Source organism: Klebsiella sp. RIT-PI-d, assembly GCF_001187865.1.
In the GTDB taxonomy this organism is placed as follows: Bacteria; Pseudomonadota; Gammaproteobacteria; order Enterobacterales; family Enterobacteriaceae; genus Superficieibacter.
Genome location: NZ_LGIT01000017.1, coordinates 176,442 through 193,380 on the forward strand (window position 1 = coordinate 176,442; position 16,939 = coordinate 193,380).

Annotated in this window: 13 protein-coding genes; 2 read left to right on the top strand and 11 right to left on the bottom strand. The window is 54.6% G+C overall.

Annotated features, from left to right (window positions below):
* The first annotated feature begins 111 nt into the window (after positions 1–111).
* On the top strand, positions 112–591 hold the full coding sequence (folA, locus tag AC791_RS18195) for a type 3 dihydrofolate reductase (RefSeq protein ID WP_049841885.1): 480 nt from the start codon (positions 112–114) through the stop codon (positions 589–591).
* A 48-nt stretch (positions 592–639) separates the two neighbouring features.
* Here folA and apaH read toward each other — a convergent pair whose 3' ends face one another.
* Genes apaH through lptD form a run of 6 tightly spaced genes read right to left on the bottom strand, consistent with a single transcriptional unit; the run spans position 640 to position 7,372 of the window.
* Positions 640–1,488, bottom strand: a complete 849-nt coding sequence (apaH, locus tag AC791_RS18200; protein ID WP_049841886.1) for a bis(5'-nucleosyl)-tetraphosphatase (symmetrical) ApaH — start codon at positions 1,486–1,488, stop codon at positions 640–642.
* 4 nt (positions 1,489–1,492) lie between these two features.
* Positions 1,493–1,870 (bottom strand): Co2+/Mg2+ efflux protein ApaG, encoded by a 378-nt coding sequence (apaG, locus tag AC791_RS18205; RefSeq protein WP_049841887.1) that lies wholly within the window; start codon positions 1,868–1,870, stop codon positions 1,493–1,495.
* Positions 1,871–1,873: 3 nt separating this feature from the next.
* Entirely contained in the window at positions 1,874–2,695 is an 822-nt protein-coding gene (rsmA, locus tag AC791_RS18210; RefSeq protein WP_049841888.1) for a 16S rRNA (adenine(1518)-N(6)/adenine(1519)-N(6))-dimethyltransferase RsmA, read from the bottom strand.
* A complete protein-coding gene (pdxA, locus tag AC791_RS18215) occupies positions 2,692–3,681 on the bottom strand; it encodes a 4-hydroxythreonine-4-phosphate dehydrogenase PdxA (RefSeq protein ID WP_049841889.1) in 990 nt (329 codons plus the stop codon). Before pdxA ends, rsmA begins: the two co-directional genes overlap by 4 nt.
* Positions 3,681–4,973, bottom strand: coding sequence for a peptidylprolyl isomerase SurA (gene surA / locus AC791_RS18220; RefSeq protein WP_049841890.1), 1,293 nt, complete (start codon positions 4,971–4,973; stop codon positions 3,681–3,683). Before surA ends, pdxA begins: the two co-directional genes overlap by 1 nt.
* A 53-nt stretch (positions 4,974–5,026) precedes the next feature.
* The gene (lptD, locus tag AC791_RS18225) at positions 5,027–7,372 is read right to left on the bottom strand and encodes an LPS assembly protein LptD (RefSeq protein ID WP_049841891.1); all 2,346 of its coding nucleotides are present in this window, start codon (positions 7,370–7,372) and stop codon (positions 5,027–5,029) included.
* Between the two features lie 183 nt (positions 7,373–7,555).
* On the opposite strand from lptD, the gene djlA reads away from it, so the two are divergent.
* Entirely contained in the window at positions 7,556–8,368 is an 813-nt protein-coding gene (gene djlA / locus AC791_RS18230; RefSeq protein ID WP_049841892.1) for a co-chaperone DjlA, read from the top strand.
* A gap of 59 nt (positions 8,369–8,427) precedes the next feature.
* Here djlA and rluA read toward each other — a convergent pair whose 3' ends face one another.
* From rluA to araA, 5 genes are all read right to left on the bottom strand, one after another.
* Positions 8,428–9,087 carry a bifunctional tRNA pseudouridine(32) synthase/23S rRNA pseudouridine(746) synthase RluA gene (gene rluA, locus AC791_RS18235; RefSeq protein WP_049841893.1) on the bottom strand — a complete coding sequence of 220 codons (660 nt, stop codon included), beginning with the start codon at positions 9,085–9,087 and terminating at the stop codon, positions 8,428–8,430.
* Between the two features lie 12 nt (positions 9,088–9,099).
* Positions 9,100–12,006, bottom strand: coding sequence for an RNA polymerase-associated protein RapA (gene rapA, locus AC791_RS18240; RefSeq protein WP_049841894.1), 2,907 nt, complete (start codon positions 12,004–12,006; stop codon positions 9,100–9,102).
* 131 nt (positions 12,007–12,137) lie between these two features.
* Positions 12,138–14,495: a DNA polymerase II gene (polB, locus tag AC791_RS18245; RefSeq protein WP_049841895.1), complete on the bottom strand. Its 2,358-nt coding sequence runs from the start codon at positions 14,493–14,495 to the stop codon at positions 12,138–12,140.
* A gap of 138 nt (positions 14,496–14,633) precedes the next feature.
* Entirely contained in the window at positions 14,634–15,329 is a 696-nt protein-coding gene (gene araD, locus AC791_RS18250; protein ID WP_049841896.1) for an L-ribulose-5-phosphate 4-epimerase, read from the bottom strand.
* A gap of 97 nt (positions 15,330–15,426) precedes the next feature.
* Entirely contained in the window at positions 15,427–16,929 is a 1,503-nt protein-coding gene (gene araA / locus AC791_RS18255) for an L-arabinose isomerase (RefSeq protein ID WP_049841897.1), read from the bottom strand.
* Positions 16,930–16,939: the final 10 nt, after the last annotated feature.

Consider the following 16,939-nt stretch of genomic DNA (forward strand, 5'->3'; position numbering starts at 1 on the left):
GCCCTTTTCACAACAATGAAAAATTTCCCGTTCTTTACCGTGTAGCCAGTCGACGAAAGATTAGGCTTTACGTATAGTGACGACAAATTTTTAGTATCCGGGAAAACTTCAATGATCAGTTTGATTGCGGCGTTAGCGGTAGATCGCGTCATCGGCATGGAAAATGCTATGCCGTGGAATCTGCCCGCAGATCTCGCCTGGTTTAAACGCACTACGCTGAACAAGCCAGTGGTGATGGGTCGCCTGACCTGGGAATCTATCGGTCGCCCGCTGCCAGGGCGTAAAAATATCGTTATCAGCAGCCAGCCAGGCACCGACGATCGCGTGCAGTGGGTGAAATCTGTTGATGAAGCGATTGCTGCCTGCGGCGATGCCGAAGAAATTATGGTGATAGGCGGCGGGCGCGTTTACGAACAGTTCCTGCCTAAAGCACATAAGCTTTATTTGACGCATATTGATGCTGAAGTAGAAGGTGACACCCATTTCCCGGACTACGAGCCGGATGAATGGGAATCCGTTTTTAGCGAGTTTCATGATGCAGATGAGCAGAACTCACACAGCTACTGTTTTGAAGTGCTGGAACGTCGTTAAGCAAAAGCCCCGCACGCGGGGCTTTTTGTTGCCCAGTCAGGCGGCCTGTTATGAGGCTACCGCCTCACCTGCGTCAGGATCCATCTGCCGGTTTGACGGCTGAACAAAGTACTGCTTATCTTCCCAGCGCATGCAGGTCATATCGCCGCCCCAGCAACAGCCGGTATCCAGCGCGTAGACGCCTTCCGGCGTGCCTTTTCCTTCCAGCGATGCCCAGTGGCCAAACACAATGCTGTACGCTTCACTCACCGGTCCCGGAATGGCAAACCAGGGTTTGAGTGGTGCAGGTGCATTTTCCGGCGCTTCTTTGGCGTACATATCCAGCTGGCCGTTCGGAAAGCAATACCGCATACGGGTAAACGCATTGGTGATAAAGCGCAGCCGGGCTACGCCTGACAGTTCAGGAGACCAGTTGTTTGGCATGTCACCATACATGGCATCAAGGAAGAAAGGATAGGAGTCGCTGGCCAGTACGGCTTCGACATCGCGCGCGCAGGCAATAGCGGTCGGCAGATCCCACTGAGGGGTAATACCCGCGTGCGCCATCACCAGCTTTTTCTCTTCATCGACCTGAAGCAGCGGCTGGCGGCGTAGCCAGTTAATCAGTTCATCGGCATCCGGTGCGTCAAGCAGCGGCGAAATACGGTCTTTAGGTTTGTTACGGCTAATGCCTGCAAAAACGGCCAGAAGATGTAAATCGTGGTTGCCGAGTACCATGCGTACGCTATCACCAAGCGACTTGACGAAACGCAGGACGTCCAGCGAGCCGGGACCCCGGGCAACCAAATCGCCCGTTAACCAGAGAGTGTCTTGCTCAGGGGTAAAGTTTACCTGCTTTAACAACGCGATCAGTTCATCGTAGCAACCATGAACATCGCCAATCAGATATGTCGACATAGTTTTAATGGATCAGAGTAGGGACAGCGAGTCGGAAAACGGGAATATCGATGGTGAACGCATTACCATTTTCATCGATCATATCGTAGTGGCCCTGCATTGTGCCGAGAGGCGTTTCGAGTACGGCACCGCTGGTATATTGATATTCACTTCCGGGCGCGATGTGAGGCTGAACGCCGACCACACCTTCGCCCTGTACTTCAGTTTCACGACCGTTGGCATTGGTAATTAACCAGTAACGGCCTAAAAGCTGAACCGGATGTCGCCCCAGATTACGAATAATCACCGTATAGGAAAAAACGTAGCGCTCATCTTCGACAGAGGACTGCGCCTCAATGTAGACGCTCTGGACCTGTACGCAAACTCGGGGCGAATTAATCATCGGTTAGCTCTCTTTAGGTGGCGTGTTATCGACCAGATAATTAGCCAGCTTGCAGTATTGCGCAACCGAGATATTCTCGGCACGCATAGCGGGATCGACACCCAGCTCCGTCAGTACCTCAACGCTAAACACGTTGCCGAGACTGTTACGGATAGTTTTACGACGCTGGTTGAAGGCTTCGGTCGTAATACGGCTCAGCACGCGAATTTCTTTTACCGGATGTGGCATCACGGCATGCGGTACCAGACGGACAACCGCGGAATCGACTTTTGGCGCAGGCGTAAAGGCGGTCGGCGGAACTTCCAGTACCGGGATCACTTGACAATAATATTGTGCCATGACGCTTAATCGACCATACGCTTTACTGTTTGGTCCTGCAACCAGTCGATTGACCACTTCTTTTTGCAACATAAAGTGCATGTCAGCAATGGCGTTAGTATAGCTAAAGAGGTGGAACATCAGCGGGGTAGAAATATTGTAAGGCAGGTTGCCGAACACCCGCAGCGGCTGACCCAGCGTCTCTGACAGCTCGCTGAAGTTCATGGTCATCGCATCCTGCTGGTAAACCGTCAGCTTCGGCCCGAGAAACGGGTGCGTTTGCAGACGCGCAGCCAGATCGCGGTCCAGCTCAATGACCGTCATTTTATCCAGACGTTCACCAACCGGCTCGGTCAGTGCGGCAAGACCGGGGCCGATTTCAACCATAGCCTGGCCTTTTTGCGGATTAATGGCCGATACAATGCTGTCGATCACGAATTGATCGTTGAGGAAGTTCTGCCCGAAGCGTTTACGGGCTAAGTGGCCCTGATGGACTCGATTATTCATTTGCTATTAACAATCATTTTGATGGCGAGATTAAGCGCCGTAATGAAACTACCGACATCCGCTTTCCCGTGGCCCGCCAGTTCAAGCGCGGTACCGTGGTCAACGGAAGTTCGAATAAAGGGTAGGCCAAGCGTAATATTAACGCCGCGCCCAAAGCCCTGGTATTTTAGCACGGGCAGACCCTGATCGTGGTACATCGCCAGCACCGCATCTGCATTATCAAGGTATTTTGGCTGAAATAACGTGTCAGCCGGCAGTGGCCCGCTCAGATTCATGCCCTGCGCCCGCATTTCTTCCAGTACCGGGATCAACACGTCGATCTCTTCAGTACCCATATGACCGCCTTCCCCGGCATGCGGGTTCAGGCCACACACCAGGATGTGCGGCTTCGCAATGCCAAACTTATGTTGTAAGTCGCTATGCAAAATTGCAATGACATCACGCAGCAGATCCGGGGTGATTGCATCGGCCACATCGCGCAGCGGCAGATGCGTCGTTGCCAGCGCCACGCGCAGTTCTTCAGTGGCCAGCATCATCACGACTTTGGGTGCCTGGGCGCGCGCTTCGAAAAATTCCGTGTGCCCGGTGAAGGGAAGGCCGGCATCGTTGATCGCGCCCTTATGTACGGGGCCGGTGATCAGCGCGGCAAATTCACCGCTCAGACAGCCATCGCAGGCGCGTGCGAGCGTCTCTACTACATAATGCCCATTTTCCACACTAAGTTGCCCGGCGATCGCGGGGGCGCGCAGTGGGACAGGTAATAACGTCAGGGTTCCGGCGCGTTGCGGGCGCGCAGGTTGCAAGGGCGACCACGGGAGCAGAGAAAGCGGCAGACCGAGCATCGCTGCCCGGTCTGTTAACAGTGTCGCATCGGCGCAAACAACCAGTTCAACGGGCCATTCGCGCTGCGCAAGCTGGACGACAAGATCGGGACCAATCCCGGCAGGTTCGCCGGGAGTGATTACCACGCGGTGAATAGGCGCCATTAGTTACTCAGAATTTTAACGTAAGCCGTTGCGCGCTGTTCCTGCATCCAGGTGGCCGCTTCTTCTGAGAACTTACGGTTCATTAACATCCGGTAAGCTTTATCTTTCTGCGCCGCGTCGGTTTTATCAACCTGGCGCGTATCCAGCAGTTCGATCAGGTGCCAGCCGAAAGAAGAATGTACTGGTGCACTCATCTGGCCTTTGTTCAGTTTCATCAGCGCATCGCGGAAAGACGGATCGTACATGTTAGGCGTAGCCCAACCCAGATCGCCACCCTGATTAGCTGAACCGGGGTCCTGAGAGAAATCTTTAGCTGCGTTGGCAAAGGTGGTTTTACCGCTTTTGATATCCGCTGCGATTTCTTCCAGTTTCACCCGAGCCTGATCGTCGGTCATGATCGGCGACGGTTTTAGCAGAATGTGACGTGCATGGGCTTCGGTCACGGAAATATTCTGATTCTGGCCGCGCATGTCGTTCACTTTCAGGATGTGAAAGCCGACGCCTGAACGAATAGGTCCGATAATATCGCCTTTCTTCGCGGTGCTTAACGCCTGAGCGAAAAGCCCCGGCAGCTCCTGAATCCGGCCCCAGCCCATTTGCCCGCCCTGAAGCGCTTGCTGATCGGCAGAGTAGCTGATTGCCAGTTTGCCGAAGTCAGCGCCGTTACGGGCCTGTTCAATAATGGAATTTGCCTGTTCCTGCGCGGTACTCACTTCCTCAGAAGACGGGTTTTCCGGCAGCGGCAGCAGAATATGGCTCAGGTTAAGTTCAGTGCTGGCATCGTTCTGATTGCCAATCTGTTTAGCCAGAGAATCCACTTCCTGCGGCAGTACGGTAACGCGACGACGAACTTCGTTATTGCGCACTTCAGAGATAGTCATCTCTTTGCGGATCTGGCCGCGATAAGTGCTGTAGTTCAGACCGTCGTAGGCCAGACGGCTACGCATCTGATCCAGCGTCATGTTGTTCTGCTTAGCGATATTAGCAATGGCCTCGTCAAGCTGCTGATCGGAGATTTTCACCCCCATCTTTTGCCCCATTTGCAGGATAATTTGATCCATGATCAAACGCTCGAGAATTTGGTGGCGCAGCGTAGCGTCATCCGGCAACTGCTGCCCGGCCTGACCCGCGTTCATCTTGACCGACTGCATCAGCCCATCGACGTCACTTTCCAGAACGACGCCGTTGTTGACGACGGCTGCTACTTTATCGACAACCTGAGGGGCAGCGAACGCTGAATTCACCACCAGTGCGAGGGCGAAAGCAGGAAGCAGCTTTTTCCAGTTCTTCATACATTTTCCATTTCAATTAACCGCAATGCGGAGTACATGTTCAAACAACTGCATTACAGAGAGCTACGGTAAGGCAAAATGTTCGAGCGCAGCATCTGCTGTGTGCCCAGACCATAGTTCGAACTCAGGCCACGCAGTTCAATATTAAAGCCGATGACGTTATCGTACACGCTTTGATCGTTTTCCCAGCCGTTAAGTTTGCGTTCATAACCGACACGGATCGCATAACAGCAAGAGTTGTACTGCACGCCCACCATCTGGTCAGCCGCTTTTTTCTCGTTAGTATCAAAGTACCATGCGCCAACGAACGACCAACGGTCGGCAATTGGCCAGCTACCCACTGCACCGACCTGCGAGATACCTGCTTTGTATTCATCCGACGTTGCGTATGATGGCAGCGTCGCCTGAATATATTCCGGGCTGGCATAACGATAGTTCAGCTGTAACAGACGATCCTGATCGCGACGATATTCAATGCTGCTGCTGCTGGTGGCAACGTTGTCCAGACGCGTATCGTATTGCACACCGCCGCGCAGACCCCAGCGATCGGAGATACGCCAGTAGGTGTCGCCCGCCCAGACCAGAGAACCAGTCTTGTCGTCATCTTCCCACTTAATGTTAGCGTCATCACCAGTACGCGATTCGGTGAAGTAGTAGATTTGACCAACGGAAACGTTAAAACGTTCCACGGCAGCATCATCATAAATTCGCGAGGTCAGGCCGGTCGTCACCTGGTTTGCCGATGCGATACGGTCAAGACCACCATAGCTGCGGTCGCGGAACAAACCGGTATAGTCGGATTGCAGTAGCGACGAGTCGTAGTTATTAATGCGGCTCTGGTCGCGATACGGCACGTACAGATACTGCGCGCGCGGCTCCAGCGTTTGGGTATAACCCTCGGCCAGGTGCATATCGCGCTCAAAAACCATCTTACCGTCGACTTTGAACTGCGGCATGGTACGGTTAACCGACTCATCGAGCTGATTGGTATTGTTGCGGTTATAGGTGTCCAGATTGGTCTGCTGATAATGCGTTGCCAGCAATTTGGCTTCGGTATTAATGCTTCCCCAGCCGTTAGACAGCGGCAGATTGATGGTCGGCTCCAGATGCAAACGCGTTGCTTCGGGCTGATTGCTTTCGGTATTCACGAAATGCACGGCCTGACCATAAATACGGGTATCAAACGGACCGACGTCGTTTTGATAATAGTTAAGGTCAAGCTGTGGCTCAGCGGAGTAGCTGCTATTATTTTGATCGCTAAAGACCTGGAACTGCTTGGTTGATACCGTCGCGTCAAAATTCTGCACCGCATAGCCGAGGCTGAATTTTTGTGTCGCATAGCCGTCGGTACTGGATCCGTATTTGCTGTCAAAGTCGTTAAAATAGTTCGAGTCGCTGACTTTGGTATAGTCGACATTAAAGCGCCAGACCTGATCCATAACGCCGGCATGTTGCCAGAAGAACAACCAGCGATGGCGGCTACCCTCTTTGTCGTGATCGTCCTGATACACGTCATCTGATGGCAGATAATCCAGCTCCATCAGACCTGCTCCCGCCTGAGACAGATAGCGGAATTCGTTCTCCCACATCACATTGCCACGACGATGCATGTAGTGCGGCGTGATGGTGGCGTCCATGTTCGGCGCAATGTTCCAGTAATACGGCAGGGTAAACTCAAAATAGTTCTTGCTGCTGTATTTGGCATTGGGGATCAAGAAACCTGAGCGGCGTTTATCACCTACCGGTAATTGCAGGTACGGGCTGTAAAAAACGGGCACCGGACCCAGTTTGAAGCGGGCATTCCAGATTTCTGCAACCTGCTCCTCACGGTCGTGGATCACTTCGCTACCGACCACGCTCCAGGTATTCGAACCCGGCAGACAGGAGGTAAACGTACCGTTTTCCAGAATGGTATAACGGTTTTCGCCACGCTGTTTCATCAGATCCGCTTTACCGCGACCCTGACGTCCCACCATCTGATAGTCACCTTCCCAGATGTTAGTGTCTTTGGTGTTCAGGTTAGCCCAGCCTTTTGGCCCTTTCAGGATCACCTGGTTATCGTCGTAGTGCACGTTACCCAGTGCATCAACGGTACGAACCGGTTGCGGCTGACCGGCAACCTCTTTCTGATGAAGCTGTACTTCATCAGCCTGCAGACGGCTATTGCCCTGATTAATGTCCACATTGCCGGTAAATGCTGCATCATCGGGATAATTTCCTTTGGCATGATCAGCATTAATGGTAACTGGCAATTCGTTTGGCTCGCCCTGCACCAGAGGACGGTTATAGCTCGGCACGCCCAGCATACACTGCGAGGCGAGATCGGCGGCCATACCCTGGTGGCTATACAGGGCGCTGGCGATCATGGTGGCCAGAAGGGTGGGAATACGTTTTTTCATACGTTTTATGTGTTGTTCCGTCATCAGTGGCGTAGCGACTAGCAAACGGTCAGAGACTAACTTACTCATTCGGATCGCGCTAGTCTTAATCCTGCCCGTTTCATGCCTTATGTTAGGCACGGCATAGAATGACGGGTATGATAAAACATATTTTAGTCACAGGCATGACGATTTGGGGAGTATATGCAGTATTGGGGCAAAGTGATTGGCGTAGCGGTAGCGTTAATGATGGGCGGCGGCTTCTGGGGTGCCGTGCTTGGACTACTGATAGGCCATATGTTTGACAAGGCGCGAAGCCGTCGGCTGAACTGGTTTACCAACCAGCAAGAGCGACAATCGCTGTTTTTCGCCACGACCTTTGAAGTAATGGGACACTTAACCAAATCGAAAGGAAGAGTAACAGAGGCGGATATCCACATCGCCAGCGTGTTTATGGATCGCATGAATCTTCATGGCGACTCCCGCAGCGCGGCGCAGCAGGCATTTCGCGTGGGAAAAGCCGATAACTATCCGCTACGCGAAAAAATGCGCGCTTTCCGCAGTATTTGCTTTGGTCGTGCCGATTTGATTCGGATGTTTCTGGAAATTCAGATTCAGGCCGCCTTTGCCGACGGTCAACTGCATCCTAACGAGCGTGAAGTTTTGTACGTTATCGCTGAAGAGCTGGGAATTTCACGCACTCAGTTCGATCAGTTCCTGCGTATGATGCAGGGCGGCGCACAATTTGGTGGCGGGTACCAACAGCAGTCAGGCGGCAGCTGGCAGCAGCCGCAGCGCGGTCCGACGCTGGAAGATGCCTGCAATGTGCTGGGCGTGAAGCCCGGTGATGACGCCATGACCATCAAGCGCGCCTACCGTAAGCTGATGAGCGAGCATCATCCTGATAAGCTGGTGGCGAAAGGTCTCCCACCGGAAATGATGGAGATGGCGAAGCAGAAAGCGCAGGAGATCCAGAGCGCGTACGAACTGGTTAAAGAGCAGAAAGGATTTAAATAAGGTGGGGGAGTCTCCCCCCTCACCCTCAGGCAGAGGGCAGGGGTGAGGATGATCACGACTCAGAAATCAGCCGGAACCTTAAACGTCATCGGAGTACCGTATGCCGGATGGGTGATGGTCAACATCTCAGCGTGCAACAGCAGACGCGGCGCTAACGCCAGCGCTTCTGACGTCGCATAGAAACGGTCGCCGAGGATCGGATGCCCCAGCGCCAGCATATGCACGCGCAGCTGATGAGAGCGGCCAGTAATGGGCCTGAGGACCACGCGAGCGGTGTTATCTGTCGCGTAATCTACCACCTGATATTCGGTCTGCGCCGCTTTACCGCTTTCAAAGCAGACCTTTTGCTTAGGCCGGTTGGGCCAGTCGCAAATCAGCGGCAGATCCACCAGACCCTCCGCTTTAGCCGGATGTCCCCAAATCCGGGCGACATACTGCTTTTTCGGCTCGCGCTCGCGGAACTGTCGTTTTAGCTCTCGCTCGGCGGCTTTGGTCAGCGCGACCACAATCACGCCGCTGGTGGCCATATCCAGACGATGCACGGATTCGGCCTGCGGATAGTCACGCTGAACGCGCGTCATGACGCTGTCTTTGTGTTCCTCAAGGCGTCCCGGCACGGACAACAAGCCGCTCGGCTTGTTGACCACCATGATATGATCATCCTGATACAGGATGATAAGCCAGGGCTCCTGCGGCGGATTGTAGTTTTCCATCCCCATTCTTTGAGTCCGTTACTGATGCGTGACGACAATCAGACGCAGCGCATCAAGACGCCAGCCTGCCTGGGCCAGGCTTTCCATCACCTGCTGGCGATTGCTGTCAATAGCGGCCAGTTCGTCATCACGAATGTTCGGATTGACAGCTTTCAACGCTTCAAGACGCGACAGTTCAGCAGACAGCTTATCGTCGGCCTCGCTGCGGGCCGCATCCACCAGCGCGCGGGCGGCTTTTTCAATCTGCGCTTCGCCCTGTTGCAGGATAGCGTGAACATCCTGCTGCACCGCGTTGACCAGTTTGCTGCCCGTATGGCGGTTAACGGCGCTGAGCTGGCGATTAAAGGTCTCAAATTCAACCTGGGCTGCCAGATTGGTGCCATTTTTGTCCAGCAGCATACGCACCGGCGTCGGCGGCAGGAAGCGGTTGAGCTGCAGCTGTTTCGGCGCCTGAGCTTCGACCACATAAATCAGTTCCAGCAGCAGTGTACCGACCGGCAGGGCCTTATTTTTTAGCAGCGACAGGGTGCTGCTACCGGTATCACCGGACAGGATCAGATCCAGACCGTTACGGATCAGCGGATGTTCCCAGGTAATGAACTGCGCATCTTCACGTGACAGCGCGATGTCTCGCTCGAAGGTAATGGTGCAGCCGTCTTCCGGTAGGCCAGGGAAATCCGGCACCAGCATATGATCGGACGGCGTCAGAACAATCAGGTTATCTCCGCGATCGTCCTGATTAATACCTACGATATCAAACAGGTTCATGGCGAAGGCAATCAGGTTGGTATCGTCATCCTGCTCTTCGATGCTGGCAGCCAGCGCCTGCGCTTTTTCGCCGCCGTTGGAATGGATCTCCAGCAGGCGATCCCGGCCCTGTTCGAGCTGAGCTTTCAGCGCGTCGTGCTGGGCGCGACAGGTTTTAATCAGATCGTCGAAACCTTCGGTATTTTCCGGGGCAGCGAGATAGGTAATCAGGTCGTGATAGACCGTGTCGTAAATCGCACGCCCGGTCGGGCAGGTATGTTCAAAGGCATCAAGGCCCTCGTGATACCAGCGTACCAGTACCGATTGGGCGGTTTTCTCAAGATACGGAACGTGGATCTGGATATCGTGCGCCTGACCAATACGATCAAGACGCCCGATACGCTGTTCCAGCAGGTCCGGGTTAAACGGCAGATCGAACATCACCAGGTGGCTGGCAAACTGGAAGTTACGCCCTTCAGAACCGATTTCTGAGCACAGCAGCACCTGCGCACCGCTATCTTCCTCGCCGAACCACGCGGCAGCGCGGTCGCGCTCGATGATCGACATACCCTCGTGGAAGACCGCCGCACGAATACCTTCTCGTTCGCGCAGGACCTGCTCCAGCTGCAGCGCAGTGGCGGCTTTGGCGCAAATCACCAGCACTTTCTGCGAGCGGTGACTGGTCAGGTAGCCCATCAGCCATTCAACACGCGGATCGAAGTTCCACCACGTACCGGTATCGCCTTCAAATTCCTGATAAATCTGCTCCGGGTATAGCATATCGCGGGCGCGATCTTCCGCGCTTTTACGGGCACCCATAATGCCAGAGACTTTGATGGCCGTCTGATACTGGGTCGGCAACGGCAGCCGGATGGTATTGAGTTCGCGTTTCGGAAAGCCTTTCACCCCGTTACGGGTGTTACGGAACAGTACGCGGCTGGTGCCGTGACGATCCATCAGCATGGCGACCAGCTCCTGACGGGCCGCTGGCGCACCGTCACGTTCGCTGTTTGCCGTTTGCAGCAGCGGCTCGATATCCTGCTCGCCAATCAGTTCGCCGAGCATATTGAGTTCGCTGTCGCTCAGTTTGTTGCCCGCTAAAAGAAGGGCAACCGCATCTGCGACTGGACGATAGTTATTCTGTTCTTCAACGAATTGCGCGAAATCGTGGAAACGATCCGGGTCCAGCAGACGTAAACGGGCAAAGTGGCTTTCCATTCCCAGCTGTTCTGGCGTTGCGGTCAGTAACAGTACGCCCGGGATGCGCCCGGCAAGTTCTTCAATAGCGGTATATTCGCGGCTCGGCGCGTCTTCGCTCCACACCAGATGATGTGCTTCATCCACGACCAGCAGATCCCATTCGGCATCGCACAGATGCTCAAGGCGTTGCTTATTGCGGCGAACAAAATCCAGCGAACAGATCACCAGTTGCTCGGTATCGAAAGGATTATCGGCATCATGCTGCGCTTCGGCATAGCGCTCATCATCAAACAGCGCGAAACGCAGATTAAAGCGGCGCAGCATTTCGACCAGCCACTGATGCTGCAATGTTTCCGGTACAACCACCAGCACACGTTCTGCGGCACCGGACAGCAGCTGTTGATGCAGGATCATCCCGGCTTCAATGGTTTTGCCCAGACCCACTTCGTCTGCCAGCAGCACGCGCGGCGCGTGGCGACGGCCGACGTCGTGAGCAATGTTAAGCTGATGCGGGATCAGGCTGGTACGCTGCCCACGCAGGCCGCTGTATGGCATACGGTACTGCTCGCTCTGGTATTTACGCGCGCGATAGCGCAGCGAGAACCGATCCATACGATCGATTTGACCGGCAAATAACCTGTCTTGTGGTTTGCTGAACACCAGTTTGCTGTCGAGAAACACCTCACGCAGCAGCACGTCCTGCTCGTCGGTATCCAGACGGGTTCCGGTGTAGGCGAGAAGGCCATTCTCTTCTTTTACGTCATCAATGTGCAACTGCCAGCCTTCATGACTTGTTACCGTATCGCCAGGATTGAACATCACGCGGGTTACGGGAGAGTCGCTGCGTGCATACAGACGATTTTCTCCGGTGGCCGGAAATAACAGAGTGACAGTACGTGCGTCCATTGCGACAACAGTACCAAGTCCGAGTTCGCTTTCGGTGTCGCTGATCCAACGTTGACCAAGTGTAAAAGGCATATATGTTCGGCTCTATCTCTTTGATTGCAGGCAATAACTGACCGCTTCCGGGGTAAGGCGGCAGCAGTCTTAACTGGGTTCAGGAATGGAAAGGGCGTTATGGTACTGGATGGCAACGGATTCGTCACGTATCAAAATAGCCCCAGTTGCCCTGTTACTAGTGTAGCAAAACTATCATCCATAAAAGGGAGTATACCTTCGGCTACCGGTTCCAGCTGCCGGGTAAGGTAATGGTCATAATCCAGCGGTGAATGCTGGTAATCGACGGGTTCCGGACCGCTGGTCGTCCAGACGTATTTGATTGTCCCACGATTTTGATACTGTGGCGCGCGGCCGCGTTTGACGTTTTCTTCGTCGGCCAGTCGTGCGGCACGGACGTGGGGCGGCACATTGCGTTGATACTCACTCAGCGGACGTCGCAGCCGCTTGCGATACACCAGCTGCTTGTCGAGCTCGCCAGCCATCAGTTTGTCGATAGTTTCACGTACGAAATCTTTATACGGCTCACGGCGGAAAATGCGCAGATATAATTCCTGCTGAAAGCGCTGCGCCAGCGGTGTCCAGTCAGTGCGCACCGTTTCCAGCCCTTTGAATACCATGCGCTGTTCACCGCCTTCCTGAATCAGCCCGGCGTAGCGTTTTTTACTCCCGGTGTCCGCCCCGCGGATCGTCGGCATTAAAAAGCGGCAGAAATGCGTTTCGTATTCCAGCTCCAGCGCGCTGGTCAACTGCGATTTATTCAGCTCAGTTGCCCACCACGCATTCACTTTTTGTACCAGCGCCTGGCCTATCTGCGCGGCCTCATCTTCACTGTGCGGGCGTTTGAGCCACACAAAGGTGGAGTCGGTATCGCCGTAGATCACATCATAACCTTCGGCTTCAATCAGTTCTTTAGTCTGACGCATGATCGCATGGCCGCGCATGGTGATGGACGAAGCCAGTCGCGGATCGAAAAAGCGGCAGGCGCTGGTGCCAAGCACGCCGTAGAAGGCATTCATAATGATCTTCAGCGCCTGCGACAGCGGCTTATTGCCATGATGCTTTGCCTCTTCGCGCCCGTGCCAGATTTGGGTAACGATCTCCGGCAGGCAGTGCGTGTCGCGGGAGAACCACGCGTCGAGAAAGCCTTCAGTACTGTGCTCAGGAACGGGCTGCGCCATTCCTTCGATAAGCCCTACCGGATCGATCAGAAAGGTGCGAATAATCGACGGATAAAGGCTTTTGTAGTCCAGCACCAGCACGGAATCATACAGGCCGGGCCGGGAGTCCATCACGTAGCCACCGGGACTGGCCTGCGGCGGTACTGCTCCCATGTTGGGCGCGACGTAGCCCGCGCGGTGCATCCGCGGGAGATAGAGGTGGCTGAACGCGGCGACCGATCCGCCATGGCGATCGATCGGCAAGCCGTTGACAGTGGCGCGTTCCAGCAGAAACGGTACGATCTCCGTTTTATGGAAAATACGCGTCACCAGTTCGCAGTCTTTGAGGTTATAGGTGGCTAATGCAGGTTTATCTTCGGCAAAACGGCGATCGATTTCATCCATGCGATCCCAGGGGTTATCGATAGATTTACCTTCACCCAGCAGCTCCTGCGCGACCGATTCCAGTGAGAAGGAAGGGAAGTTCCAGAACGCAGATTTAAGTGCATCAATGCCGTCGATAATGACCCGGCCGTGCATCTGCGCGAAAAATACGCCGTTTTTGAACCCGTGCTCGCGCCATTCCAGCTCGCTGTTACCGCGCCCCAGCCGCAGCGGGATCCGGTAACGTTCGGCATGTTTTTGCAGCATTCGTAAGTCGAAACCTACCACGTTCCAGCCTATCAGCACGTCCGGATCGTGTTCAGCAAACCAGGCGTTCAGCTTTTCCAGCAGTTGCGGACGGCTGGCGACGTATTCAAGTTGAAAGTCGAGCGGCCGGGTCCCGCCCGTCGGCTGGCCGAGCATATACACCACGCGCTGACCGCAGCCTTCAAGGCCGATACAGTACAGCTCGCCGTGACGGGTGGTTTCGATATCCAGCGATACCCACTTCAGCGGCGGACGATAGTGCGGACTGGGCTTCAGTCGGGCGTTGATCAATGTGCCCTCATGCTCGTCGCCATCGACCCACACCGGCGCGGTAATAAACCGCTCCATCAAAAAGCGATCGGGCGGGCGTACGTCAGCTTCATATACGGTCACGCCGTTCTCGCGCAGCCGCTTTTCAACGTTCATGAGCTGGCGATGGGCGCGGCAATAAAGCCCGTAAACCGGACGACGATGAAAATCCTTAAGCTTAAGAGGCGTCAGTCGAAAACCCTGCTCGCCGCGTAACGTTTGTTGCGCGCGGGAGAGGTGTTCTGCGGCAATAAAGGCAACGGACTCCTGGGGCGGCAGCGTAACGTGCAGGGGACCGTCATCCGTCGCCAGCCAGAAAGTCACTTCAGTCCCCTGAGGGGTATCCCGCCAGTGTCGGGTTAAAATAAAGCCTTCTCGCGCCTGCGCCACGCTCAATACTCATCGATAAAATCAGCCATTATTATAGCCGTTTTACCGACGTAATACTGATTTTTTGTACAGCTTTTCGCGCTGTCAGCACCGGATATTACCGCGTGAACCGATCGAGACGCCATACGCTGATAGCGCTTATTGCCCGTAATACGCTTTAGCGCCATGTTTACGCAGGTAGTGCTTGTCCAGTAGCGTTTGCTGCATCGGCGGAAGCTCTGGTGCAAGCTGGCGGCAAAAGATGCCCATATAAGCGATCTCTTCCAGCACTATCGCATTATGCACCGCATCTTCAGCGTTTTTGCCCCATGCAAACGGACCGTGAGAATGTACCAGCACGCCCGGCATCTGCGCGGCATCAATGCCCTGTTTTTCAAACGTTTCGACGATGACATTGCCGGTTTCCCATTCGTACTCACCGTTGATTTCTTCGTCGGTCATTTTGCGCGTGCAGGGAACTGCACCGTAGAAGTAATCAGCATGAGTGGTACCGGTTGCCGGAACGGGCTGCCCGGCCTGCGCCCAGATGGTGGCATGGCGTGAATGGGTATGCACAATGCCGCCAATAGTTGGGAAAGCCTGATACAGCAGGCGATGCGTGGGCGTATCCGAAGAGGGTTTTTTATGGCCTTCCACTACCTTGCCGGTCGTCAGGCTGACAACCACCATATCTTCGGCCTTCATCACCCGATAATCGACGCCGGAAGGCTTAATGATAAAAACATCATGTTCGCGGTCGACGGCGCTGACGTTTCCCCAGGTAAGGGTAACCAGGTTGTGCTCTGGTAATGCCAGATTCGCGTCAAGCACCTGACGTTTAAGATCTTCTAACATATTGCTCTCCATATCGGATGGCGCAGCGCGTATTTAGCCTACATATCCTGTTCATCGTCTGTAGGCCCGGTAAGCGCAGCGCCGCCGGGCATCGCATTTAGCGTTTTAAGCCGTAATAAACTTCGTTCCAGCGCAGGGCATCTTTAAAGGCCGGCAGGCGAGTCTCATTGTCGATCACCGCAATCTCAATGCCGTGCAGCTCGGTAAACTGGCGCATATCGTCCAGCGTCAGCGCGTGGCTGAAGACGGTATGGTGCGCGCCACCGGCGATGATCCACGCTTCTGATGCCGTCGGCAGGTCCGGCTGAGCTTTCCACAAGGCGTTTGCTACCGGTAATTTCGGCAGCGCGTGCGGGGTTTCGACCGAATCAACACAGTTCACCAGCAGACGGAAGCGGTCGCCAAGATCGATAAGACTGGCGGCAATCGCCGGGCCGGTGTTGGTATTGAAAATCAGACGGGCCGGATCGGCTTTGCCGCCGATGCCGAGAGGCTGGACGTCAAGGATAGGCTTTTCAGCGGTGGCAATAGAAGGGCACACTTCCAGCATATGCGAGCCGAGCACCAGGTCATTGCCCTTCTCAAAGTGGTAGGTGTAATCCTCCATAAATGAGGTGCCGCCCTGCAGACCGGTTGACATCACCTTCATGATGCGAAGCAGAGCGGCAGTTTTCCAGTCGCCTTCGCCTGCAAAGCCGTAGCCCTGCTGCATCAGACGCTGCACGGCAAGACCCGGAAGCTGTTTCAGGCCGTGTAAATCTTCAAAGGTGGTGGTAAATGCGTGGAACCCGCCTTCTTCGAGGAAGCGTTTCATGCCCAGTTCAATGCGCGCCGCGTCAATCACGTTCTGGCGTTTGTCACCGTGGAGTTGTGCCGCTTCCGTCAGGCGATAGCTGCTTTCGTATTCATCGATCAGCGCATTGATATCGCCCTCACTTACCGCATTAACGACCTGGACCAGATCGCCCACCGCCCACGTATTTACCGAGAAGCCAAATTTAATCTGTGCGGCGACTTTATCACCGTCGGTGACCGCCACTTCACGCATGTTGTCGCCGAAGCGGCAGACTTTCAGATGACGGGTATCCTGTTTAGATACCGCATGACGCATCCACGCACCGATACGCTGGTGAGCGTCTTTGTCCTGCCAGTGGCCGGTAACGACGCTGTGCTGCAGGCGCATCCGCGCACCGATAAAGCCAAACTCGCGGCCGCCGTGTGCGGTCTGGTTAAGATTCATAAAGTCCATATCAATGCTGTCCCACGGCAGAGCGGCATTAAACTGGGTATGGAATTGCAGCAGCGGTTTGTTAAGGATGGTCAGCCCGTTGATCCACATTTTTGCCGGAGAGAACGTGTGCAGCCAGACCATCAGGCCGGCGCACTTATCTTCATAGTTGGCATCGCGGCAAATCGCAGTGATTTCATCCGGCGAGGTGCCGAGTGGTTTCAGTACCAGTTTACACGGCAATTTTCCTTCGCTGTTAAGGGCGTTCACCACGTGCTCTGCGTGCTGTGTCACCTGACGCAGCGTTTCCGGGCCGTAAAGATGCTGGCTACCAATTACAAACCACACTTCATAATTATCAAAAATCGTCATTGTCATGTCC

Excerpts from the sequence above, each read along its gene's own strand:
- folA (WP_049841885.1), top strand. The coding sequence starts at position 112 with ATGATCAGTTTGATTGCGGCGTTAGCGGTAGATCGCGTCATCGGCATG.
- apaH (WP_049841886.1), bottom strand. The coding sequence starts at position 1,488 with ATGTCGACATATCTGATTGGCGATGTTCATGGTTGCTACGATGAACTG.
- apaG (WP_049841887.1), bottom strand. The coding sequence starts at position 1,870 with ATGATTAATTCGCCCCGAGTTTGCGTACAGGTCCAGAGCGTCTACATT.
- rsmA (WP_049841888.1), bottom strand. The coding sequence starts at position 2,695 with ATGAATAATCGAGTCCATCAGGGCCACTTAGCCCGTAAACGCTTCGGG.
- pdxA (WP_049841889.1), bottom strand. The coding sequence starts at position 3,681 with ATGGCGCCTATTCACCGCGTGGTAATCACTCCCGGCGAACCTGCCGGG.
- surA (WP_049841890.1), bottom strand. The coding sequence starts at position 4,973 with ATGAAGAACTGGAAAAAGCTGCTTCCTGCTTTCGCCCTCGCACTGGTG.
- lptD (WP_049841891.1), bottom strand. The coding sequence starts at position 7,372 with ATGAAAAAACGTATTCCCACCCTTCTGGCCACCATGATCGCCAGCGCC.
- djlA (WP_049841892.1), top strand. The coding sequence starts at position 7,556 with ATGCAGTATTGGGGCAAAGTGATTGGCGTAGCGGTAGCGTTAATGATG.
- rluA (WP_049841893.1), bottom strand. The coding sequence starts at position 9,087 with ATGGGGATGGAAAACTACAATCCGCCGCAGGAGCCCTGGCTTATCATC.
- rapA (WP_049841894.1), bottom strand. The coding sequence starts at position 12,006 with ATGCCTTTTACACTTGGTCAACGTTGGATCAGCGACACCGAAAGCGAA.
- araD (WP_049841896.1), bottom strand. The coding sequence starts at position 15,329 with ATGTTAGAAGATCTTAAACGTCAGGTGCTTGACGCGAATCTGGCATTA.
- araA (WP_049841897.1), bottom strand. The coding sequence starts at position 16,929 with ATGACGATTTTTGATAATTATGAAGTGTGGTTTGTAATTGGTAGCCAG.